The organism is Mesorhizobium sp. AA23 (genome assembly GCF_001672435.1).
GTDB lineage: Bacteria > Pseudomonadota > Alphaproteobacteria > Rhizobiales > Rhizobiaceae > Mesorhizobium.
This window is the reverse complement of record NZ_LYTP01000006.1, coordinates 1-20,839: the sequence shown is the minus strand read 5'-3', so window position 1 is coordinate 20,839 and position 20,839 is coordinate 1. Positions and strand designations below refer to the sequence as shown.

At 62.6% G+C, this 20,839-nt stretch carries 24 protein-coding genes and 1 pseudogene; 15 read left to right on the top strand and 10 right to left on the bottom strand.

The genetic code is table 11. From position 1 onward, the window contains the following. Positions 1-346: 346 nt before the first annotated feature. Positions 347-583, top strand: coding sequence for a hypothetical protein (locus A9K66_RS07420; protein ID WP_067322006.1), 237 nt, complete (start codon positions 347-349; stop codon positions 581-583). A gap of 23 nt (positions 584-606) precedes the next feature. Here the strand turns inward: A9K66_RS07420 and A9K66_RS07415 are convergent, their stop codons facing one another. Then, positions 607-1,824, bottom strand: coding sequence for a TadE/TadG family type IV pilus assembly protein (locus A9K66_RS07415; protein WP_067321701.1), 1,218 nt, complete (start codon positions 1,822-1,824; stop codon positions 607-609). Positions 1,825-2,104: 280 nt separating this feature from the next. Here A9K66_RS07415 and A9K66_RS07410 point away from each other — a divergent pair, with 280 nt between their 5' ends. The 5 genes from A9K66_RS07410 (at position 2,105) to A9K66_RS07385 (ending at position 6,739) form a co-directional block, all read left to right on the top strand. Beyond that, positions 2,105-3,358 carry a pilus assembly protein TadG-related protein gene (locus tag A9K66_RS07410; RefSeq protein ID WP_067321698.1) on the top strand — a complete coding sequence of 418 codons (1,254 nt, stop codon included), beginning with the start codon at positions 2,105-2,107 and terminating at the stop codon, positions 3,356-3,358. Between the two features lie 4 nt (positions 3,359-3,362). Beyond that, positions 3,363-3,803, top strand: a complete 441-nt coding sequence (locus tag A9K66_RS07405) for a TadE/TadG family type IV pilus assembly protein (protein WP_067321694.1) — start codon at positions 3,363-3,365, stop codon at positions 3,801-3,803. Continuing rightward, positions 3,793-4,203 (top strand): TadE/TadG family type IV pilus assembly protein, encoded by a 411-nt coding sequence (locus A9K66_RS07400; RefSeq protein ID WP_067321690.1) that lies wholly within the window; start codon positions 3,793-3,795, stop codon positions 4,201-4,203. Before A9K66_RS07405 ends, A9K66_RS07400 begins: the two co-directional genes overlap by 11 nt. 430 nt (positions 4,204-4,633) lie before the next feature. Then, complete coding sequence (locus tag A9K66_RS30105) at positions 4,634-5,572, top strand: hypothetical protein (protein WP_156751032.1); 939 nt, start codon at positions 4,634-4,636, stop codon at positions 5,570-5,572. Positions 5,573-6,331: 759 nt separating this feature from the next. Continuing rightward, on the top strand, positions 6,332-6,739 hold the full coding sequence (locus A9K66_RS07385; protein WP_067321684.1) for a hypothetical protein: 408 nt from the start codon (positions 6,332-6,334) through the stop codon (positions 6,737-6,739). 283 nt (positions 6,740-7,022) lie between these two features. Here the strand turns inward: A9K66_RS07385 and A9K66_RS07380 are convergent, their stop codons facing one another. The 3 genes from A9K66_RS07380 to A9K66_RS07370 all read right to left on the bottom strand — a co-directional run bounded on the left by A9K66_RS07380 (position 7,023) and on the right by A9K66_RS07370 (position 9,150). Next, positions 7,023-7,370 (bottom strand): hypothetical protein, encoded by a 348-nt coding sequence (locus A9K66_RS07380; protein WP_245299725.1) that lies wholly within the window; start codon positions 7,368-7,370, stop codon positions 7,023-7,025. A gap of 414 nt (positions 7,371-7,784) precedes the next feature. After that, the gene (locus A9K66_RS07375; protein WP_067321681.1) at positions 7,785-8,018 is read right to left on the bottom strand and encodes a polymerase; all 234 of its coding nucleotides are present in this window, start codon (positions 8,016-8,018) and stop codon (positions 7,785-7,787) included. Between the two features lie 316 nt (positions 8,019-8,334). After that, positions 8,335-9,150, bottom strand: coding sequence for a DUF1236 domain-containing protein (locus A9K66_RS07370; protein ID WP_067321677.1), 816 nt, complete (start codon positions 9,148-9,150; stop codon positions 8,335-8,337). 221 nt (positions 9,151-9,371) lie between these two features. Here A9K66_RS07370 and A9K66_RS07365 point away from each other — a divergent pair, with 221 nt between their 5' ends. Then, on the top strand, positions 9,372-9,674 hold the full coding sequence (locus tag A9K66_RS07365) for a DUF1236 domain-containing protein (RefSeq protein WP_067001081.1): 303 nt from the start codon (positions 9,372-9,374) through the stop codon (positions 9,672-9,674). Positions 9,675-9,934: 260 nt separating this feature from the next. Beyond that, positions 9,935-10,153, top strand: coding sequence for a hypothetical protein (locus tag A9K66_RS07360; protein ID WP_067001044.1), 219 nt, complete (start codon positions 9,935-9,937; stop codon positions 10,151-10,153). Between the two features lie 147 nt (positions 10,154-10,300). Here A9K66_RS07360 and A9K66_RS07355 read toward each other — a convergent pair whose 3' ends face one another. Further along, entirely contained in the window at positions 10,301-10,654 is a 354-nt protein-coding gene (locus A9K66_RS07355; protein WP_082953750.1) for a DUF982 domain-containing protein, read from the bottom strand. 203 nt (positions 10,655-10,857) lie between these two features. Between A9K66_RS07355 and A9K66_RS07350 the strand changes: the two genes are divergently transcribed. The 3 genes from A9K66_RS07350 (at position 10,858) to A9K66_RS07340 (ending at position 11,800) form a co-directional block, all read left to right on the top strand. Then, on the top strand, positions 10,858-11,157 hold the full coding sequence (locus A9K66_RS07350; protein ID WP_067001089.1) for a DUF1236 domain-containing protein: 300 nt from the start codon (positions 10,858-10,860) through the stop codon (positions 11,155-11,157). Positions 11,158-11,231: 74 nt separating this feature from the next. After that, entirely contained in the window at positions 11,232-11,441 is a 210-nt protein-coding gene (locus A9K66_RS07345; protein WP_067001047.1) for a hypothetical protein, read from the top strand. A gap of 107 nt (positions 11,442-11,548) precedes the next feature. Next, positions 11,549-11,800, top strand: a complete 252-nt coding sequence (locus A9K66_RS07340) for a DUF2934 domain-containing protein (protein WP_067321674.1) — start codon at positions 11,549-11,551, stop codon at positions 11,798-11,800. 92 nt (positions 11,801-11,892) lie between these two features. Here the strand turns inward: A9K66_RS07340 and A9K66_RS07335 are convergent, their stop codons facing one another. The 3 genes from A9K66_RS07335 to A9K66_RS07325 form a co-directional block, all read right to left on the bottom strand. Further along, a complete protein-coding gene (locus A9K66_RS07335; protein WP_067001092.1) occupies positions 11,893-12,105 on the bottom strand; it encodes a hypothetical protein in 213 nt (70 codons plus the stop codon). A 244-nt stretch (positions 12,106-12,349) separates the two neighbouring features. After that, positions 12,350-12,697, bottom strand: a complete 348-nt coding sequence (locus A9K66_RS07330) for a hypothetical protein (protein ID WP_127215790.1) — start codon at positions 12,695-12,697, stop codon at positions 12,350-12,352. 82 nt (positions 12,698-12,779) lie between these two features. Continuing rightward, a complete protein-coding gene (locus A9K66_RS07325; RefSeq protein WP_067321668.1) occupies positions 12,780-13,868 on the bottom strand; it encodes a GSU2403 family nucleotidyltransferase fold protein in 1,089 nt (362 codons plus the stop codon). Between the two features lie 316 nt (positions 13,869-14,184). On the opposite strand from A9K66_RS07325, the gene A9K66_RS31025 reads away from it, so the two are divergent. After that, positions 14,185-14,478 carry a hypothetical protein gene (locus tag A9K66_RS31025; RefSeq protein ID WP_156751031.1) on the top strand — a complete coding sequence of 98 codons (294 nt, stop codon included), beginning with the start codon at positions 14,185-14,187 and terminating at the stop codon, positions 14,476-14,478. A gap of 271 nt (positions 14,479-14,749) precedes the next feature. On the opposite strand, the gene A9K66_RS07315 is transcribed toward A9K66_RS31025, so the two are convergent. Then, a complete protein-coding gene (locus tag A9K66_RS07315; protein ID WP_156751030.1) occupies positions 14,750-18,652 on the bottom strand; it encodes a tetratricopeptide repeat protein in 3,903 nt (1,300 codons plus the stop codon). 199 nt (positions 18,653-18,851) lie between these two features. Beyond that, positions 18,852-19,484, bottom strand: coding sequence for an XRE family transcriptional regulator (locus tag A9K66_RS07310; protein WP_067321658.1), 633 nt, complete (start codon positions 19,482-19,484; stop codon positions 18,852-18,854). Positions 19,485-19,744: 260 nt separating this feature from the next. On the opposite strand from A9K66_RS07310, the gene A9K66_RS31020 reads away from it, so the two are divergent. The 3 genes and pseudogenes from A9K66_RS31020 to A9K66_RS31015 all read left to right on the top strand — a co-directional run. Beyond that, positions 19,745-19,885 (top strand): hypothetical protein, encoded by a 141-nt coding sequence (locus A9K66_RS31020; protein WP_245307422.1) that lies wholly within the window; start codon positions 19,745-19,747, stop codon positions 19,883-19,885. Then, positions 19,882-20,193, top strand: a complete 312-nt coding sequence (locus A9K66_RS07300) for a hypothetical protein (protein ID WP_067001068.1) — start codon at positions 19,882-19,884, stop codon at positions 20,191-20,193. The genes A9K66_RS31020 and A9K66_RS07300 overlap by 4 nt, the downstream gene beginning before the upstream one ends. Before the next feature lie 103 nt (positions 20,194-20,296). Beyond that, positions 20,297-20,839: pseudogene (locus A9K66_RS31015) on the top strand (hypothetical protein); the annotation flags it as partial.

The window sequence follows — 20,839 nt, the reverse complement described above, 5'->3', positions numbered from 1 at the left end:
TTTCTGGAAACAAGTAGGCCCACAACTCATTGTGGCACAACCGTCGAGTAACGTCCCTTCATCGGCGGTTTGAAAGTGGAGTTGCCCGCCATTTCCTGCGATGTGGCGGGCAACTCCCACAATCCCGCAGTCTGCCGAGATTCGCGAACCCCGTTCTCCGCGCTTTTGCCGGTCGATCCGACCACAGGCGTGCGCGACGTGCTTTTAAGCCCTGCCTGCCGCTTCGCTCGATCTCAGCGCGGGCCGCCCAGGCTGTCGCCAAATCATGATGCACCACTCCGAGCGGAACCCGGCCGCCCGTCACGCCGTTGACTTCCGCGAAGGGATCCTGTGGGCGGAGGCCGCCATGGACAGCTTCGAACTGATCGATCTTCTCTGCGTCGTCCACGCCTGCGCCAGCGATGGCGCGGCTGGGCGCCTCGTTTCAATGTCGAGAGCCGTCGAGGAACTGCGCGTCTTGACCGGTGACTTCGTCTCATCCGACGAAGCGGCGGCGAACGCGTTGAGCCAGGTGGCGCTGCAGCGCGGCTGCGCGGTGTTGTTCGACGAACAGCCCGGCGCCGATATCGTCGGCGAGTACTGATTTCCCCTTGAGGAAGAGCGGCGCTATTTCACCAGGGTGATCATCCTGCCGGCATACATCTCGCGATTGCCGAGCTCGGCCGCGCAGTCCGATTTCACCGCCGAGTTTCCGGTCATGCCTACGGTATTGCCGACCAGCCGCAGGCAATTGCCCTGCGCGTTCATGTCCGAATTGCCGGCATAGGAGATCGCCGCGTCGGGGGCATAGATGAAGCCGCTGACCACCGAGCCGGATCCGCCGTTGATCGTCAGCGCCGAGGTGTTGCCCTTGGCCTGGAAGATGGTGATGCCTGCATAGGCGCCGCTGGTGGGCGGCGAGAGGTTCACCTGCTCATTGGCATTGATGTAGAGCTGCGAGCCTTCCATCAGGAAGATCGTCACGCCCTGGCCGGTGAGGCTACCGTTGCCGCCGGGCTTTATGGTGACATTGCGCAGGATGTAGACGCCCGGATTAAGCGTGATCTTTCCTGACCAGGTCTTGTCGCAATAGGTGCCGGGCGAAAGCGTGACCGTCTTGCCGTTCGGCATCGATTGGCACATGCCGTAAGCGGGCGGGGTGACATTGGCCAACGGGTCGAACGATGCGTACTGGTTTTCGAGCGGTGCGTCGCACGAGAGTGTTGCGTTGGGCGGCGTTATCCCCGAGGTCGAGCCGACCGTCGAGACGCATGCGGCGCTGAGCAGGGCCGAGCCGCCGCGGTCGATGGCGTCGGCCGCGTCCGAGTTTGCGGCGATCACGCAGCCGTTCATCGCCACATTGGTCGAGCCCTGCAGGTTAACGGCGGAGCCGACATGCGGATCGAGCGCCAGAACGCACGCTTGCGCCCCGGGTTTGACCTCGACGGAGGCGGAGCGGGTCGCCTGCCAGGCCGGCGCGCCGCTGATGAAAGCCGCCCGGCTGATGCTCGACGACAGCGAGATGGTGTAGCCGCTCGGATCGCCGCTGGCCGCTGCCTGGAACGCCCCGACGCTGCCCGAATATTCGCCGGCGTCGGCGACGCTCAAATTGGCTGAGAAGAAAGTTAGGCCGAGCTGGCGCACATCGCCGGCCGACATGGTCGGTTGGTATTTCGTGCCCACCGCCAGCCCGGCTGCGTCCAGCGAGTTCTGCAGTTGCGCCGCGTCGTCGCTCGTGCCGGCCACATCGACGGCGCCGGCCACGACAAGCATCAGCGGCACCATGGCGATTGCGGTCGCCAGCGCGAAATTGCCGCGCGTCGAAGCCCAGAACCGTCTGATCATGGCAGCACCCCTCGCCGGAAACGGCAGAGACACTACTCCAGCCGTCTCTACGACCGATTTCCGAAAAAGATAAAATGCAGCAAAAGCTAAAATCGCTGATTTATCCGCAGCTTGACCTAACGTCCTATATAGAGTGGGACCTAAGTCTGAGTCGTGGCCGCGCAGGGTGGTAAATATGCATGCAAGGGTCTGAAAATCGCAAGTCGAGGAAAAAAATTAGCCATTCGTTTATCGCCGGGTGTTGAACGTGGTGGCTGGGATAGCTTGGGCGCGCTCGGCCATGAACACATTCGGTCGGATTTTCAGACAGTTCGTCTCCCGCCGCCTGCGGCGCGGCGAGAGCGGCAATGTTGCGACGATCTTCGCGCTCACCCTGCCGATCGTCGTCGGCGGGGCAGGGCTCGGCGTCGAGACGTCCTACTGGTACTATTCGAGCCTGAAGCTGCAGGCGACGGCGGACGCCGCCGCCTATGCCGGCGCGCTGGAAAAGATCCAGGGATCGGACACTGCGACGATCACGGCGGCCGCGACCCAGTCGGCGACCGACAACGGCCTCGGCAATGGCACCATCACCGTCCACACGCCGCCCACCTCGGGGCCGAACACGGCCAAGAAGGCAGTCGAGGTCATCCTCAACCAGAACCTCGACCGGATGTTCACCTCGATCTTCACGCAGACCAAGGTGCCGGAGCAGGCGAGGGCGGTGGCGCTCATTACCGATGCTTCCAAGGCCTGCGTGCTGGCGCTAAATAAGTCGGCCTCGCAGGCGGCGCTTTTCTCCGGCAGCACCAGCGTCAAGCTGACCGGCTGCTCGGTCATGTCGAATTCGAGCGCCGCGGACGCCATCAAGGTCCAGGGGTCGGCAGGGCTTCAGGCCGACTGCCTGATCTCGGTCGGCGGCGTTTCGCTGAACAACCCGGTGACCACGACCTGCAAGTCGCCGATAACCCAGGCCTTGCCCGCGTCCGATCCGTTCTCCAGCCTGCCGGCGCCCTCGACCAGCGGCTCTTGCCAGAATGTCAACAGCGGCAAGTCAACGCAAACAATCCAGCCCGGTACCTACTGCAATGGTATGAACCTCAACGGCAATGTCGCGCTTTCTTCCGGCACTTACGTTGTCCAGGGCAATTTGAAGATCAACGCCGGCGCGGTCATCACCTGCGCTGCACCCTGCACCAACGGCGTAACCATCTATATGACGGGCAGCAACACCATAAGCATGAACGGCAACGCCACGGTGACGCTCAGCGCGCCGACCTCGGGGACCTATTCCGGCGTGCTGTTTTATGGCGACAGGACGGGCAACGCCGCACAGAGCACCTTCAACGGCACGGCGACTTCTTCGCTGACCGGGGCAATCTATTTCCCCAAGCAGCAGGTCAATTATCTCGGCAATTTCTCGGGCGCGAACGGCTGCACCCAGGTTGTGGCCGACACCATCCAGTGGTCGGGCAATTCCACAATCAACCAGAACTGCTCGAGCCTTGGGCTGCAAGACATCCCCGCCGCCCCGTCTGTTGCGATTGTCGAGTAGCCGCGTGGCGCCGGCAGCGATCCGCTTCCGCAAGAATCGCTCCGGCGCGGCCGCGGTGGAATTCGCGCTGGTGTTGCCGGTGCTGTGCGTCGCGCTGTTCGGAATCGCCGATGGCTGGTCCTATGTCACCAGCTCGATGGCGATGCGGGCGGGTGTGAAGACGGCGGCGAATCTGCTGCTGGCCGGCGGGGGAGACGACACCGCCGTTCAGGCCGCCGCTCTTGCGAGTTGGGAGAAGAAACCCTCCGATGCGGCGATCACGGTGACACGCACCTACAAATGCGGAACGACCGTGGTCACGTCGTCGACCACCTGTGCGGGATCGAAAGTACCTTCCATCTATGTCCAGATCCAGGCGTCGGGCACCTGGGTTCCGCCGTTCACCTTCGGCGTCTTCCCGGGCAATAGCGCGCTCAGCCATCAGCAGGTGGTCCGTGTCCGCTAAGCAAAAAACCAGGCTGTTTGCCAGCAACGCCTCTGGCGGCGCCGCGATCGAGTTCGCGCTGATCGTGCCTTTCCTGATCATGCTTCTGTTCGGCATCTTCGCCTTCGGCTGGTCGATGAACAACGAGTCCAGCGTGCGCTATGCGCTCGAGGCCTCGGCGCGCTCGCTGCAGCTTGACAGGACGATGACCCAGGCTCAGATCCAGGCGATCGCGACGCAGAAACTACAGGCGCTCGGCTTGCAGAACGTGACAGTTACGATCACCACCGACCCGCCGAGCGGCGGCTTCAAGATGGCGCATGTCAGCGCCAGCTATGCCTTCGTCATCAACTTTCCCTATTTCAGCGATTTTCCGATCAATTACTCGACCACTGTCACCGTGCCGCTGATCAACAGCTGAAGCACGTCTCCCCAAAGTGAGACTTCGTTTCGGGTCAAAGCCAGGGCTAAGCTTAACAAGCTGTGTGGGCCGAAAGATTGCGACACGCTTCAGGGCATGCCGAGGAAGAATATATAAGTATATATCTGGGATTGGCCGCAAAGCGGGATAAGAACACCTCGGTAGCGCGCCCCAAGCGCTGGTGGCATCACCGCTCCCGCGGGTTGCCCGAAACGATGCCGCGCACGTCCGAAAATCGCCTTTATAAACAGGCGTCTTGTACTCCTCGACGGACGCTGGCCGCATAGCGTTGGGCCCATGGTCCGACGGGAGGTGGGCCTTCATTGTTCCAGAGGGCGGACCTGGCCTTGGCCCATTTATTTACGCAATAATTTCAGCAAGTTAACAGGTGTTCAGCAGGATTTCCGGAGCTGCTTCTCGGGATACTCTCTTGCCGCCACCGAATTTGTTTAAAAGTTACTCCAAGCCGTTAGGGAAATCTCATATGACGCGATCTAGCGGTTGGGCATTGGTGGCGATTCACCTGCGGAGAAACATGATGACAATCCGGAAAACACTTTTGGCTTCGCTTGCCATTCTGGCGCTCGCGGCTGCTCCCGCACTCGCCGGAGCCGGCGGCAATGGCGGTGGCAACGGCAATGGCGGCAGCCATGGCGGCGGCAACGGCAATGGCGGCGGTAACGGCAATGGCGGCGGTAATGGCAACGGCGGCGGCAACGGCGGCGGCAAGGGCCAAAGCAGCAACAGCGGCGCCTCGCACGGCAAGTCGGCATCGGCAAAGGCCGCCAAGTCGCAGGTCGACAATGCAACCGATGACGACACGACGGACGATACCACTACGGCCGCCACCCCGAAGGAGAAGAACATCCATGCCAAGCTCGGCCGGCTGAACTCGCTCCAGCGCAACATCAATGCCTACATGAATTCCAAGAGCAAGAAGTTCGCGGGCATTCAGGCTTATGTGACCCAGGCCGCAGTAGCCCAGAACGCGCAGGCCAAGCTTGACGCGGCAAACGCGAAGCTGGCCGCCGACCAGGCCCAGCTCGGCACGCTCACCCAACAGCTCGCCGACCTCAATGCAACCGACACGACCAACATGACGGCCGAGGAAAAGGCGGCTTTCGATGCGCAGGTTGCCGACGTTCAGGCGCAGATCGACGCCCAGAACGCCGCGATCGCCGCTGACACCCAGGCGGTCACGGATGCACAGGCTGCGGTGACCGCTAACCCTGCGCCCGATGACGCCACGCTCGACGCCGCCCTGCAGGACATGGCCAACAAGCCGGTCGATCAGGAGGTGACGGACTGGGCCAAGGACGTGCTGGCCGACAAGATCGACCAGGCGGCCGCGGCGACGTCCACGCCATAAGGCACACGCGGCGAACCTGCCGCAGTGGAGTGCATGCATGCCGCCGGGGCGACCCGGCGGCATTTTGTTTGGCTTGACGGCAATGCATTGGAACGATGGCTACTGACCCAGGGAAGGCCGGGGGGAATCCTGGTTGCGGCGAGCAGAAACGCCACGCCGAGGCACAGGCGGAGTTCAAAAAAAGGCTCGCCCTTGAGGCGAGCCCAAAAGTAGCAAAAGCCGAGGTGGTCAGACGGCTTCTACCCGCGTCCGAAGGTTAACATGCGGGGGTGTACCGACCGAATAACATTAGTTAAGGAATAGCTAAAAATCCCTCGGCGTCCGCACCGCTGGAAGCCTTTCGTCGGTTTTGGTCGGCGTTGTGCCACGTGTTGAAACGGTGGCAGAACCGACGGCGGTGACGCAGACCGGGTAGTCGAAAATCGGCCCGCCGAAAACGAGTTTGACCGGGAGCTGCGTGGTCAGCTCCCGGCCCCCGGTTGCCACCCCCGAGATCTCGCTGTGAATGTCGTGCTACGATATAAAAGCCGGCGTTGGAATGGGGAACGGGCAATTTCTTTTGCGAGCCGCCCTGCATTGGGGAAAACAACTGCAGGCCCGGGAGCGCTGCCCCGCCGCCGCCGACCTTGCGAGTCTTTTTGCCTCGCCTGACGCTGTGCGCAATGCACACCAAAACGTCGCTGTCGTGTGGCTAATATGCATTGCGGTGTGTAGACTTAGCGGGTGAAGGATTTCACAGGGCATTGGGAGGACAACAAAATGCCACGGGTTTCGGAGCTTTTCTTCAAGACGGCCATCGTCTTTCTCATCCTGGGCATAGGCGCCGGGCTGCAGATGGCGATTTCGGGCGACCACGGCGCCTTCCCGGCGCACGCCCACATCAACCTTCTCGGCTGGGTGACCAGCGCGATCTTCGGCGGTTACTACGCGCTCAATCCGGCCAAGGCCGAGCGCCGCATCGCCATGATCCACTACGGTCTCTACACGGTTGGCCTCGTGATCATGCTGCCGGCGCTCTACTGGATGCTGGCCGCAGGCCATCCGGAGATCGAGCCGGTCGTGGCTATCGGCTCGCTGATCGTCGCCGCCGCGGTGCTGACCTTTGCCTTCATCGTCTTCTCGTCCGCAGAGACGGTGCGCTCGGCCACGGTTGCTCCGGCGCAGTAACGGTGCACCCAACAGCGCGTCGCCTGAACCGGCCCAGTGCGACGCGCTCAATTGCTCGATCGCACGCGGCCAAGATTGGCACGTCATCCTGTGGCGGAGCAGGGAGCGAAGCGACGCGGCGCAGACTGCAGGCCGTAAGCTCAGAGCGTTACGACGGTTGAGAATTCCGCCGCGCTGCGTTCCTCGACGAGGTCACAGCGTGGGTTCTCGGGTCTTCGCTCCGCTTCGCGTCGCTACGCCCAACGATGACGGCGTTGGGGCTTCGGCCGGACGCTGAGCCGCCTTACGGCAGCAGCCTCGGGAACAGCCGCGAGATCAGCGCGTGGACGATGCCGTCGCGCTCGAACGGGCCGGGCAGCTTGGCGGGGGCGCCGGCGTCGCTCGCCTTGCTCTCGTCCGTGGCCCGGCCTTCGGCTTGCACGAGCCACAGCACGGCCACGAAGTAGCCTGCCTGCAGCACCACGCCCGCCAGGAACGTCCAGCCAAGCGACTGCCAGACGGACCCGGTGGACATGAAGGTCCAGCCGAGAACCACCAGAAGCGTTGCCGTCATTCCCACAAGAAACTGCGGAAAATACATTTGCCCAACCGAGCGCCGCGACCAGTTAGGGTCTTCGACGATCTCGCCCATTGCTCTACCCATTTTGACCCTTGCACTTTTTCCGCCAGGATCGCAAGACTTCACGCAGACCCCTTGCCATAGGTCTTAATTCCGGCCCGCCGAAGGACCTACGCCTGAGGAACCCAGCCGAGGCCGATTCCGTTCCCTCGCGGAACGATGATCAGGAGTAGCTAATGGACGGCAGCGTCTACGCGGCGCGCTGGCTTGTTGCGCCTGCTTTTGGAACGCGCATCGTCTTCGCCGCTGCCGCAATGCTGCTGAGCTGACGCCCTCTGACGATCGCCGCAGTGCCCGCCCGCCGAGCTCGTCCCTTCATCGGCGGGAGGCCGGCCTCTCCGCCTTTCCGCGAAAGAAGTGGAGGGTTAGCTCTGACCCCCATTTCGGCCGGATCACGTCGCGGCCGGCTAGGGGCTGGCCCACCGGCTATCGGGATTGGGGCCTTGGCTGCACCATTCTTGTATCGAAGGCGTCGGGCAGGCGAACGTGCGCCAGCGCCCTGACCGATCCCGTTCTCATGGCATCCGGCGGCAAGAGGATGACCATCTTGGCCTCGCGATCCGGCCAGAGTGGCCTGCCGCCTGCGAAGAACACAAGCGCCACAACGCAGATCAGAAGAACGGCGGCGAACAGGTTCGCAATGATCTCTCCGAGTTGCATGCAGCACCCCCAAAAGGAGCACCCGCCGCATCGCAGGTAGCGGCGGGTGCAACAACAACCGACGATGAAGGGACCCATGCTCGCCAGTCATGATCCAACAAGATAACTGCCTGTATGTTTCGAGAGGGGGACCAATGCCCTGCCAAACCAGACCTCAGTCCGACGGCTGTGTTCCGGTGAGGGCGGGCGATAAGGCTTTGATGGGGCTGCCCCGGCCTCGGGGAGAGGGGCGTTTGCGCCCGCGGCTGAAGCGACATAAGAAAAGCCCGCCATGCCATGCGGCACGGCAGGCCTCCTGTCTGAAATGCTGTCTGGATCAGGCCTCCAGGATCACGACGATCTTGTAGGTGTCCGGATCCACGATCACGATGCGCCCGTCGGCCAGCACGAAATACATATAGGTTTCGTAAGCCGGGACGATCTTGACGATGCGGGCCGGCAGGCGATGCAGCCGGATCTTTTGCCGCGGAACCTCGACCCCGACCGAGATGTCGAAGCTGACATCGCGAACCGGCTGGACGTTGGTCTCGCGGATGATCTGCGTGATCTGCGTCCGCTGCTCGACCGTCACATTGGTGATCGAGGCCGTCTTGTCCTGGTCGGTCTGGACGTTGCCCTGAGCGTTCTGCTCGGTCTGCATCTTGGTGGTGCCCTGGGCGTTCTGGTCGGTGGTGGTGCCGGTCTTGCCCTGAGCATTCTGCTCGGTCTGCACCTTTGTGTTGCTGTCAGCATTCTGTTCGGTGCTGGTGCCGGTCTTGTCCTGGGCCTGCTGTTTCTTCTTCAGCGTGGTATTGTCCTGAGCGTTCTGCTCAGTCTTTGTGTCGGCCTTGCCCTGCGCCTGCTGCTTCTTCTTCAGCTGCGTATTGTCCTCGGCGTTCTGCTCGGTGCTGGTGCCAGCCTCGCCCTGGGCATTCTGCTCAGTCTTCATCTTGGTGGTGCCCTGGGCATTCTGCTCGGTCTGAGACTTCATCTTGCCTTGGGCCTGCTCGCCAGCCTTGCCGCCCTTCGGGCAGTCGGCCTGGCCGGCGGCACAACTATCGCCGCCGCTCGGCTGCACGGACTCGGTCTGCGCCATCGCGGCGCCGCAACCAACGCCGAGCGCGATCATGCTCGTGATCAGAAGATGCTTCATCTGATTTCTCCTCGGAAAGTCGGTCCCTTCGTTGGTTAAACACGACTTGGAAGGCATTGTTCCGAGATTGTTTTGCCAAGCGGCGGCGGCGTTCTTACGCCGGCGGATGCGCGGAATTTTGCAGGAACAAGCCGCGGTCCTCGGCGTTAGGACGGTGCCGATCGGCTGTGGAAATCGCAGGCGCAGCAGAGGAGGCGATTGACCACACAAAGGAGACGACCATGAAAATGCACATCACCACCGCCGCCGCGGCCCTCCTGCTTCTCGCCGGCGCTGGCGCCGTCGCTGCGCAGGACACCGTCGTGATCGCGCCCGAGCAGGAAACCGTCATCAAGGAATATGTGCAAAAGCAGCCGCTGGCTTCGGTGAAGGTTCCCGGCATCGAGCTGAACATCGGCAGCACGCTTCCCGAGACGGTCGAACTGCACGAGGTGCCGAACGTCAAATATCGCTATGTCGTGGTCGATAACCGGACTGTGATCGTCGACCCCGGCACGCGCAAGATCATCAAGGTGCTCAATTAACCGATAGCGTAATCGGCCGAACGGATGGCCCGCCGCCGGTCACGGCGGCGGGCGGTTAACGGAAAATTATTAATTTACGATATGCTAACGGAACCTTTGACCCACACCCAAGTTGGGCGCTTTGGGTCAAATCTGTCTCATAGGCAACACAAACCGGTGGCAGAAACAAACCTGTCTCATAGGCAACACAAACCGGTGGCAGAGAGCAGAATCGGGCGGCGGCGAACAGGCATGGGCAGGGGCGAGGAGGACTAGTTAACATGTCGAAACGAGAAATCGGAACATCCCGCTCGCTCGGGATGCGCGTCGCCGAGTTGCGGGCCAGGATGGAAGACGCCCACATCACCGCACATGAAATAAAGACCTTCCAGAAGGTCGCGGCCATAATGGGGGGCGGCGATGGCTCCCTACGCATCGATGCGGACGATCTGATCGCCGCATCTTTCCTCACCGAGTCGTGCGAAGCTTCGCTGAACTGACAGCCGTTATCGATGTCGACTGGCTGCCGTCCAGCACTGGGCGGCAGTGAGCGGCGCTACGCGACAAAAGCCTTCGGCCGCGAGGGCTTTTTCGATGATGCTTGGTTCGATAAGCCCGATCCTATAGGCCCGGACTTCAGCAGCCTGTCACGTCAGCGGCCATTGCCGGCGCTGCTGGCTTATGCTCCTGGCCTTGAGACGTCTGATCTTGGCTTCGCGTAGCGCGGTGACGGGGTCGACGCCGGTCCACAGAATGCCGGCCTTCTGAGCGAATGCCACGAAGGCCTGCCGCGCTTCCCCGAGTTTCCTCTCGCCTGTCCGCGCCGCCTCGCAGGTCTGCACGGCCGCGGCATAACAGTCGCCGCGCATTGCCGGCGGCCATTCTTTGAGGAAATTCTGCATCGCCGCCAGGGAAGCGATCTCGCGCTTGAAACCGGCCCCGACTGCGATCGCCACCGGCGCGCGGAGCGGCATGTCGCTTGTGATGTGAACTGCAGTCATGGCGGGCCTTTGCTGGTCGAATTTATTCAATTCAAACAATGCGAAGCTGCCCCGGCGGTTCCGCCGGCAACAATCAATTAGGCGCCGCAGACGGAACAAGACCCCAATGCACGCGTTTGCCCCGGGAGCTCCTATGTTCGACCTGCCAGGTTTCCGCGACGGCGGAGGCGGGCGGAGCTCGCCAACACAACAGGAGACTTATGATGAAACGCACCCTTATTCCTGCTGTTGCCGGCCTTGCTCTGATCGCCGGCGTAGGCTTTGCCGCTGCGGACCAGATCATCGTCACGCCGGAGCAGCAGACTGTCGTCAAGGAATATGTCCACAAGCACCCGATCGCCTCGGTCAACATACTGGGGCTGGAACTGGGCGTCGGCTCGACGGTGCCTGACACGGTCGAGCTGCGGGAGGTGCCGGACGTTCAGTACAGATATGCCGTGGTCAACGATCGCACTGTCCTGATCGATCCTGGTACACGCAGGGTCATCCACGTCATCGAGTGATCTTACGCTTACGAGCCCCGATCCTCCCGCCATGCCGGCGGGGGGATGCCGGCTCCTAGGAAGGAGTCGCAGCCATGCATCACCCCCATGTCGAATCAGTCGACTGTGCAAAGGCGGTCGACCAGCTTCTGGCCGAACGCCGCACTGGCCTCTTATCGATGAAGGAAGCGATTGGCCTGCTGCGCAGGCGCACCGGAACCGAACGCTCTGACGCCGATTTAGCCGCATTGATTACAAAGAAGGCGGCGTATCTGGGCGTTGCGATCGTCTCCGACGTGCACTGAAGAAATCGCTGCCGACGTTCAGGCACCTACGCGTCGATGCGCAAGACGCCACCGGAAAATTCAGCTAATGTTTCGTCGGGGAGCGGCCCCACTCAAAGGAGGCGACAGTGACGGACGACAGGCAGGAACGCATTCGCCGGCGGGCGCACGAGATCTGGGAGCAGGCCGGCCGGCCGGAAGGCGCGCATATGGAGCACTGGGACCAGGCGGCCGCCGAGATCGACGCCGAAGTAAAGCCGAAGTCCAAGGCCGCGCCCAAAAAGACGGCCGCCGCCAAGCCGAAGTCGGCCAAGGCCGAAACGCCCGTCAAAGGCCCCGCCAAGGCCAAGGCTCCTGCCAAGCCGAAAGCCAAGACCTGACCCAGCGGCCGTTCCGCCGCTGCCATCCGCACAATCGAAATGTAGCAAGCCCGCGCCCGAAGATTTAGGGCGCGGAGGTGGAGGCTGAACGGCTATCGCCTCCCTTGCTTTCTGGCGTATTGCGCAACGGCGCAGAGGAAAGCCAGCGCGGCGGTATCGCAGGCCGCCCGCGACGGCGACGGACCCTTGGCAAAAAGCACCGCGTCCGCGATCGGGATCGTCAGCCCATGCTTCCTGGCGAATGAGGTGACTTCGTAAGGCTGATCGTCGGCTGGTGCGCCGATGTCGATTTGCTGGTCTATCAAACGAGTTCCTCCCTGGTACGCGACTATGCCTTTTCGCCCGAAAGGAATTAACTACCGGCCGCTCGCCCGCGTCCACCAATTGGCAATTGTGTGAAACGATACATTTGTCGAGGTGCATCCGAAAGTTGCAAAAGGGAATTCTCTGCACCCGGCGCGGGCGGAAACCGTTCCGCCGCCGCGCTCCTTTGCGCCCCCTCTGTCTCCTCGCGATTGGTGGTCTTCTTCCGCGAAGAAGGAAGACATCTCACTCCCAAGCATCGCTGGATTTTGCAAAGCGCACGCCCGCCGCAGTCATCGCGCACTCGCATTCGCTGATCAGCCTGAGGTTCCTCAAATATCGCGCGATCGTTTCGGGCAGCCAGGCTGCGCAGGCCTCGACATAGGCGCGGCCGTGCACCAGCGTGCCGGTCGAAAGCCGGTCGTCCTTCTCCGCGATCACCTTCAGATATTGCCGGATGAAGCGGATGTCGTCGGCGATGTCCTGGCTGGCCATGCGCCACGCGCCGGCCAGGCGTTCGCGCTCGGCGAGCGGCAAAGGCGAGAGCAATGGGCGGGAAAGGTCGGCGAAAGCGGCATGGTTCGCGGTGTTCAAGAACATCCCCTCAACGAAGGGCAGTATCGTACATTAGGTACGAAAAGTGGTCAAGAACGTTTCGTACAATTTGAACGATACCTCACCTGGACCGTCTCATGAAACCGTCGAGCTCGATGCGCGCTTCGTCGAGCGCCCTGCCGAGGACCAGGTCCACCATCTCGCGCCTGTCCGGCTGAAGCAGTTGCAAGCCTTTGCGCAGCGCCTCACGCCATGCTTCGCCCCGGTTCCACGCTTCCGCGAAGGCATGGGCGAGGTCGTCTCGCCGACGCGTGGTCTCGAGCGCCTCGACCAGCAGGCTCGCTTGATGCAGGTCCTTTTCCCGCTTGGCGGCAGCGCTTCCCGCGCGTCGCGCCGCGACGATCAGCTTGTGGGCCGCAAAGCGTTCGGGCGAGGGGACCAGCACCGGCACGCCGGAGCGGTGGAGCAGCACTGCCCGCACCGGGTCTCGGATCAGGAAATCGAGGAAGCGCAAGGGCTGGGCCGAGGCGCCGCCCAGCGACGGCATCGGGCTGGCATGGTCAGCATGCTCGTCGCTGCCTCGGTTCGGAGTGAGGAATTCTATGCGGTAGCGCGAAGCATTCTCGAACTGCGTCGTGCGCCCCGCATCGGTTCGGTGCGGGATTTCCCGGAATGTCGGGTCGACCGCCTTCAGCACCTCGATGAGCGGCGGCATGCTGTCGTCGACTTCGGCCGAGACGGAATGGAACTGGGCAAAGTCGGCATCGCCGGTCTGCAGCGCGGCTCCTGGCAGTTTGACGCCGAGATGCCCTGCATAGGTCTGGAAGGCGACGGTGCCGACGAGCACCGCGCGCAGGCGGAAGAGCCCGGCCTTTTCCAGCGCCTCGACGACGTCGCCACTGAAAGCATTGGGCGCCGCCAGACCGGCGTCGCGAACCAGCGTGGAGACCAGCTTGCGGCGAGCCCTGAGATCGTCCTTGATCTCCTTGAAGGCCGCGACCCGTTTGGCGATCTCGGGATCTTCCGCCGGGCCGACATAGCGCCTGGACTTTTGCGGCCGCGTCTCTTCGAAATACCAGTAGTCGCGGCCTTTCACCGGCACGCGCACGAAATTGCCTGCCGTCGAGAAATCGGTCTCGAAGGAGGCATCCAGGCTGCGCTGCACCAGCTCGGCATAGAGGGTACGATAGGCAAGATCGATGGTCTTCATGGCCGCTCCCGGGCGTGCGCAGCATTATAAGAAACCTGCAGTTTTCTTATAACTGGGCCTTATTCGGCGAGATTTCAAGAGCGTTATAAGAAACTGGTAAAAATCTTATAACGACCGGCATCTCCTAAGAGAGATGGGCCACTCTTCTGCGGATTGGGGAAACGGTTTGCCCGGTGCGGTCGACGTCACGCCCGAAGACTCGACCTGGAAGGCGTTGAGGCCGGGCTTGGAAGCTTGGAGCAGCGCAGCTTCCGTTACGCCGATTACGGCGTGCCGGGCGAGCACACTACCTTGATCGTTTCCGGAAACGTGTTCGTTGGCGCCAACCGACAAGCCGCCGCTGCTTTTTTCGAGGGACGCGGGCCGGCTACGCCTTCGCCGTCGACCGCGCGAAGCATGCAGGCGACCCGCTGATCGCGGCGAACAAGGACACGCTCACAACCCGGCGCTGAACGACCGGCATTTTTTGAAGGGTGCTAACGGCGCCATCGGCACCATGGACATGGCGAAGATGGAAGCGATGGGCGGGTATTTGTTTGCCTCGGGAATACTGCTCGACCGCAACGGCAAGGCGTTGAAGGAAAGGCCATACTTCGAGACCTACCCGTAGCGCAGGTAATTGTTGCAGTGGCCGGCGTTTCGCGCGCCATGACATGATTGAGCATGTCGAGTTGCGCCGAAAGCGCTTGCGAGACTGCGCTGTCCGGAGCTGAAAGCAGGAGCGGTGCATATCTGTGCCGCAGATCGGCGACCGCCCATCTGCTGGTATCGCCGCCGCCGAACATCGCTGGTAGCACTTTTGCCTCAACGAAGCTCAAAGGGACGACCGCCTCCACCTGCAACCATTTCCAACGCGACATCCGCCCCTCTAAAATGCCTGTCTAGTTCAGTCCGAGGCTCAGCGCCTTCTTGCGGTCGGCCTCGGCGCGCTTCAAATCGCCCTTAGCTCTCCAGGAATGTGCCCTCAAATCGTAGGCGTCGGCATATGTCGGGTCGATCTCGATAGAGCGGCTGTACTCGGCGATGGCGCCATCGTGGTCGCCTTGGCTTTCCTTGATTGCACCTAGACCGAAATGGGCGCCAGCGCTCTTCTTCCGGTCCAGGCTGATCGCCTTGTTGAAGTCTCGCGTTGCGCTGTCGATGTCCTTTTTTGCCGCATAGGCAAAGCCGCGATCGATGTAGAAGCGCGCGACTTTGGGATCCAGTTCGATCGCCTTGTCGAAGTCTGTCATCGCACCCTCGTAATCGGCCTTCTCCAGCCTTTTGGTTGCCCGTCCGTAATAGGCCATGCTCCAACTCTGATCGATCTCGAGGCCTCGGTCATAGTCGGCTAACGCCCGGTCAAGCTCGTTTTTCTTCCCCCACAAAGCGGCACGCCCAAAATAGGCATCGCTGCTCTTCGGCGCGAGTTCGATGACCTTGCTGAAATCGGCAATGGCGCCATCATAGTCATGGGTGTCGGTGCGGACCATCGCCCGTCCGCGATAGCCGGCGGGGTTTTTCGGATCGAGCGCGATGGCCTGTTCGAACGCGGTGGTGGCGCGTGCATACTTGCGTTTCTTGTACCAGACGTAGCCGTGGTCGACGATGGTCTTCAACTTGCTCTGGTCAGAGCCGACAGGATCGCTTCCGGCTGACTTGCGTTTGGCCGCCACGGCGAGCTTGCGGCCCTCCTCGGCTAGGGCCAGCCTTGGATCCAGCTTGAGCGCCTGGTCGTAGTCGGCAATCGCCTGGTCGTAATCGCCGTTGGCGAGCCAGGCGCTGCCACGCCCGAAATAGATCGGCGCAGAACTGGGGTCGATCTTGGCCGCGCGGCTGAAATCGGCGATCGCTCGATCCAGTTCGTTCTTCTTGCTCCAGGCGACGGCGCGGCCGAGGTAAGCTTCGACGTAGGCAGGATAGAGTTCGATCACCTTGCCGTAATCATCGATGGCCGCGTCATACTTGCCCTTCGCTACCAGCGACATGCCGCGCCCCAGATATGCGGACGCCATTTTCGGATCGAGCGTGATGGCTTTGCTGTATTCGGCAATGGCGCGATCATATTTGTGCCTCTTGTAGAGGGCATCGCCGAGATCGATGAAAGCCTTGAGCTTCTTCGGATCAGGCCCGCCGGCTTCGGCCGCGACATCGCCTTTTCCTCTTGCCGCGTCGGCCGCCTTGCGGCTGACCAGGTAATCCGGATTGTGCGGGTCGAGGTCGATTGCCCGGTCGAAATCGGCGATGGCGCCGTCATAGTCCTTCCTGTCGGCCCGTGCCATGCCGCGCCCATAATAGCTGGCGGCGTCTTTCGGATCGATCGCGATCGCTAATGAATAGGCCGCGATCGCCCGCCCGCCGTCGCCCTTGGCGTGCCAGGCCATGCCCTTGCAAAAGAACGCGTCGCGCGCCTTCGGGTCGAGCGTGGCGGCATGGCCGCAATCGGCAAGCGCGCCCTCGACATCGCCCGACATGGTTTTGGCCATCCCCCGGCGAATATGGGCCGAGACCAGATCCGGAACGAGCTGGATCACCCGATCGTAGTCGGCGATCGCCAGGTCGTAGGCGCGCTTGGCGGCCAAGGCCTTGCCGCGGCCGAAATAGGCGAATGGGCTACTGGGGTCGAGCGCGATCGCCTTCTCATACTCTGCGATGGCATGGTCATATTTGCCCGCGTCGGAAAAGGTGTCGCCGCTCTGCACGGCGCTCAGGACACGTGGGTCGGTCGCCTCGGCCGCCTCCAGCATCTTTGAAGCGGACAGTATTCGCGTTGGGCTCGCTTTGCCTTGGCCGAGTTGCTTGGCCAAGGTTTCAACGGCGGCCGCAACAGAGGGCTGCAACTGTTGCATGTCCACTGGCGGCGCCGGCCTGTTTTCGCCAACGGCAGCCTGCTCGTCACAGCTTCCAGTCCGCTTCAGGTCGAGTTCGATGGCACGCCGGCAATCGACTGCCGCGCCGGCCTGATCGCCCTTGAGCATCCGGGCGCGGCTGCGACCGAAATAGGCGTCGGCGTTTTCGGGATCGAGGCTGATGGCCTTGTCGAAATCGAGCAATGCGCCGTCCACGCCATATTTCGACAGCCGCATCCGGGCGCGCTCGAGCAGGATCCTGGCGGTCGCCGGATCCCTGCCTGGCTTCGCGGCGGTCGGCTTGCCTTGCTCGCCGGGCAGGTGTTCCCTGCACGTGCCTGCCCGCTTCGGGTCGAGCTCGACGGCTCGCCGGCAGTCGCCGACGGCGAGGTCGAAATTGCCAAGCAAGGCCTCCGCGATGGATCGGTGGTAGTAGGCATCGGCGTTGTAGGGATCGAGGCCGATGACAAAGCTGAATGTATCTATCGCGCCCTTGGGGTCGACCTGCATCTGCTGCAACCCCGATTTCATATTCCAGTCGATGGCGGCGGAATTGTCGCGCTTGGCATAGAGTTGCGGCGGCTCATACGTGGGAGGCGCGATAGGCTTGGCCGCCTGCGGCTCAGCTGGGATTGGGACATGAGCCTGACTGGTCGTAGCGCCCGGTGACTGCAGCACGGGTTGCCCCTCGGCCCTGCGCTTGCCAATCTGGACGCTCAGCCGTTCCTTTCGGTAGTCCGCGTTGGCCGGGTCGAGCGCGATTGCCTTGTCCAGGTCCGCTATTGCCTTATCAGGATCGCTCGCCTCCCAGACAAGCGCCCTCTCGAAATACGATTTTGGATCGTCGGAACTGATGGAAATCGCTTTGTCGAGATCGGCAAGCGCCTCTTTCGAATTGCCGACTCGAGCCATAGTCATGCCGCGCACGCGGTAAGCCGGGGCGTTGGCCGGGTCGCGGCGTACGGCTTCATCCAGATCGGCGATAGCGCGGGCATAGTTCTTCTTTAAGCCCCAGCTCTTGGCGCGGTTGAAGTAGAATGCGGAACTTGCTGGATTGAGCCGGATCGCCTCGTCGAATGCGGCGATGGCGCGGGTATGGTCGCCCTTTTCCTGCCATTCTATGCCGACCGCATTTTGGGCGGTGGCGGTTTTCTCGCCACCTCCGTCGCGCGGCTCGCCAAAAGCCTCGGCGATCCGGCGTGAGCAATCACGCCCTTTGTCCGCATCGACGCCGGCGATGTGCTTGCAATCGGCTTCCGCGCGCCTGCGCTCGCCCTTGGCGATCCATGAAAGTGCGCGGTCATGGTAAGGCGTGATGGGGTCCGCGCGGACGCTCTCTGCTTTGTCATAGTCGGCTTGGGCCCGCGTGGCGTCGCCCTTGTCCTCCCAGGCGACGCCGCGCACGCCATAGGCCATCTCGTTGGCGGGATCGATGTCGATCGCCTTGTCGCATTCGACAATCGCACGGTCGTGCTCGCCTTTCTTGTTGAGTGCCCTGGCGCGGTCGGCATAGAGGTTGGCATCGTCCGGCGTGAGCGCGATTGCGCGAGTGTAGTCCGCGACGGCTCGCTCGAAATCTGCCTTGCTCTCCCAGGCAATGGCGCGATTGGTAAAGGCGGGCACGTATGTCGGATCAAGCGCGAGCACGTCGGTCATGTCGGCGATGACGCGGTCGATATCGTTCTTCTGCGTGTAAGCCAGGCCACGCCAGAAATAGGCGTTAACGCGAAGATCGGGAATCTCGGCGCTGTCCTCGGCGATGGGCGTGCAGACGCTAATCTGCTGGTCGGCGGAGAGGGCGCCGTCGCTGAAGCAAGTAGCGTAATCCTTGCTCTCTGCGAGGGCCGGACTGCGAAGCCCGCCAAGCGTCACCACTATTCCCGCCGGCGCCAAAAGCGGGCCAAATGAAAGCCATGCAACGAATGCGCGGGTGAACGCGCCGGTGCGGCGTGACATGTTTTGATCCTCCCCCCGGAGTTGCCGCGGCAGCGGCTGCAATTGCCTATATAGTTCCGTTTTTGTTCCGAAATGCAAGCAGAAATTGCGAACGCTATCCTGTGTTCGCTCTCGGCCAAAGAACGCAACCCTCAAAGCCTGGCAACGCGACGTTCTTCTTGTTCTTCGTTGAGCGACGGTTTCTCAGCGAGATTGTCTCTCACATATCGATCATTGAGCGCTTGACCCGCCCGATGATGGTGATCGCGCCTTCGAGCTCCGGCGGCGGGATGTCGAGATAGGACGCCGGCTGGAAGGGCGGGGTGTCGTTCGGGCGGTAGCGCTTGTAGGTGGCGCGGCCGGTTTCGTCGGCGATCACATAGCAGCCATTGGTCACCAGCCGCTTGTCGCGCAGGTTGACGAAGATGATCGAATCCGGCGGCGAGATCTTGTTCATCGACGGTCCGTCGACGCGCAGCGCAATCCACTCGCCTTCCTCGAGATCGGCGGTGGGGATGGTCGGGTAGTCCGAAAGGTTGACCACGCTGTCCTGGCTGCCGAGTTCGCCGGCGCTGATCCACGATACGATCGGCACGTCGATGGTGATGGGCGAGGCGGCGAGGTGCACAGGCGCGGCTTCGACGCCGTCGGCGTCAAACAAGAGCCAGCCCGGGTCGACGCCGAACAGCCGGCCGTATTTCTCCGCCGCCTTGCGCGACAGCGGCCGGTTGCCGTTCTCATGGCTGATAAGCGTGTTCTTGTTGATTTCGCGCAAGGCCCGAGCGGCATCGCTGGGCGAGGCATAGCCGGCCTGGGCGCGCGCCTGCTGCAATCTGTGCCGAGAATCCATCATCGTACAAAATGCCTGAAAATTATCGTCCAAATTGTACGATTTCGCTTGCGCGTCATTCGTACATAACGTACGCTTAGCGCATGAATGAGCCTACCGCAAGCGTTTCCGCATTCCCTGCGAGCATCTCCGCCGCGAATGTGCCGGGGCCGCCCACGAGCATCTCGGGGCTGCCAACGAGCATCTCGGGGCTAATTGATTCCTGGCAGAGTATCGGCGCCTTCGCCGCAGATGTCGGCTGCGGCTATGAAGCCGCCCGCCAGATGCGCCGTCGCGGACGCATCGCGCCGCAGCACTGGCCGCATGTGGTGGCCGCGAGCCGCAGGCGCGGCATTGCCGGTATCAGCTACGAATGGCTGGCGGGCCATCGCGCCGCTGCCGCCATGCAAGGGGAGGCGGCATGAACGCGCTTGCCTCACCTGTCGAATTCCAGTCGTCCGGGCCGTCCTCCTCCCCGGTCCGGACGCTTTCCGGGGCCTCTGCCCCGGATCCGGTCGAACCGCCCGCACCCCGGTTCACCGGAACGGCCGGAGCCGCTCCTCCCCCGGCTCCGGCCCCCAATTCGGGCCGGCTCGTCTCCTGCATCCGCACCGAGGACGGCACCGTCATCCTGTTCGACCGCAAGGCGGGCCTGGCGGTGTCGGGCCTGACCCGGGCCGCCGCCGAGGCGGCCCTTCTTCGCCTGCTTGGTGCGGCGCCCGGCGCCGCCTGATCCCAACCGTTTCCCTGACCTGACCAACGGCCCCGCGGCCGAACCCTGGCGCTTGGCCACATGCCGAGCGCTTCGCAACCCTTCGCAAGCAATGGAATGAGACATGGCTGCCGCCTACACCGAAAAGGAAATCGACGAGATCGCCGCCTGGCTGAAGGAGGGGCTATCGGCCTCCCGCATCGCCGGCCGCTTCAGCGCGCTGCGCGGCAGCCCGGTCTCGCGCAACGCCATTATCGGCATCGTGCACCGCAACGCCGGCCTTCGTGCCATCGGCTTCGCCAACCCGAAGGGTGGCCGCGCCGGCGGCAGGCCGCGGAAACATGCACGGCCGGACCGGCCGGGCCGGCGGGGCAGGGTGGCGGCTGGAGGTGTCACGCTCTCCGAGCCGGCAGCGCTTTCCAGGCATGCCGAACTGATTGAGGGCGCCGGCGCCGCAACTGCCAATCTCCCCCCTTGCGGGGGAGATGCCCGGCAGGGCAGAGGGGGGTGCTGTCCCGCCAACCTATCGGCTGTTGAGCTATCCACGGAGCCGGATGCCCGCACTCCCCCCAAACCCAAAAAATCCAAAGCCCGCAAACCGGCGCGCAGCATGCCGCCCGCCTGGCTTTCCCCCGGCACCCGCGAGAAATCCGACGTCCAGCTCTAC

Coding starts and splice junctions, on each gene's coding strand:
- A9K66_RS07420 (WP_067322006.1), top strand. CDS start 347: ATGGACAGCTTCGAACTGATCGATCTTCTCTGCGTCGTCCACGCCTGC.
- A9K66_RS07415 (WP_067321701.1), bottom strand. CDS start 1,824: ATGATCAGACGGTTCTGGGCTTCGACGCGCGGCAATTTCGCGCTGGCG.
- A9K66_RS07410 (WP_067321698.1), top strand. CDS start 2,105: ATGAACACATTCGGTCGGATTTTCAGACAGTTCGTCTCCCGCCGCCTG.
- A9K66_RS07385 (WP_067321684.1), top strand. CDS start 6,332: ATGCCACGGGTTTCGGAGCTTTTCTTCAAGACGGCCATCGTCTTTCTC.
- A9K66_RS07380 (WP_245299725.1), bottom strand. CDS start 7,370: ATGGGCGAGATCGTCGAAGACCCTAACTGGTCGCGGCGCTCGGTTGGG.
- A9K66_RS07375 (WP_067321681.1), bottom strand. CDS start 8,018: ATGCAACTCGGAGAGATCATTGCGAACCTGTTCGCCGCCGTTCTTCTG.
- A9K66_RS07370 (WP_067321677.1), bottom strand. CDS start 9,150: ATGAAGCATCTTCTGATCACGAGCATGATCGCGCTCGGCGTTGGTTGC.
- A9K66_RS07365 (WP_067001081.1), top strand. CDS start 9,372: ATGAAAATGCACATCACCACCGCCGCCGCGGCCCTCCTGCTTCTCGCC.
- A9K66_RS07360 (WP_067001044.1), top strand. CDS start 9,935: ATGTCGAAACGAGAAATCGGAACATCCCGCTCGCTCGGGATGCGCGTC.
- A9K66_RS07355 (WP_082953750.1), bottom strand. CDS start 10,654: ATGACTGCAGTTCACATCACAAGCGACATGCCGCTCCGCGCGCCGGTG.
- A9K66_RS07350 (WP_067001089.1), top strand. CDS start 10,858: ATGAAACGCACCCTTATTCCTGCTGTTGCCGGCCTTGCTCTGATCGCC.
- A9K66_RS07345 (WP_067001047.1), top strand. CDS start 11,232: ATGCATCACCCCCATGTCGAATCAGTCGACTGTGCAAAGGCGGTCGAC.
- A9K66_RS07325 (WP_067321668.1), bottom strand. CDS start 13,868: ATGAAGACCATCGATCTTGCCTATCGTACCCTCTATGCCGAGCTGGTG.
- A9K66_RS07315 (WP_156751030.1), bottom strand. CDS start 18,652: ATGTCACGCCGCACCGGCGCGTTCACCCGCGCATTCGTTGCATGGCTT.
- A9K66_RS07310 (WP_067321658.1), bottom strand. CDS start 19,484: ATGATGGATTCTCGGCACAGATTGCAGCAGGCGCGCGCCCAGGCCGGC.
- A9K66_RS31020 (WP_245307422.1), top strand. CDS start 19,745: ATGCGCCGTCGCGGACGCATCGCGCCGCAGCACTGGCCGCATGTGGTG.
- A9K66_RS07300 (WP_067001068.1), top strand. CDS start 19,882: ATGAACGCGCTTGCCTCACCTGTCGAATTCCAGTCGTCCGGGCCGTCC.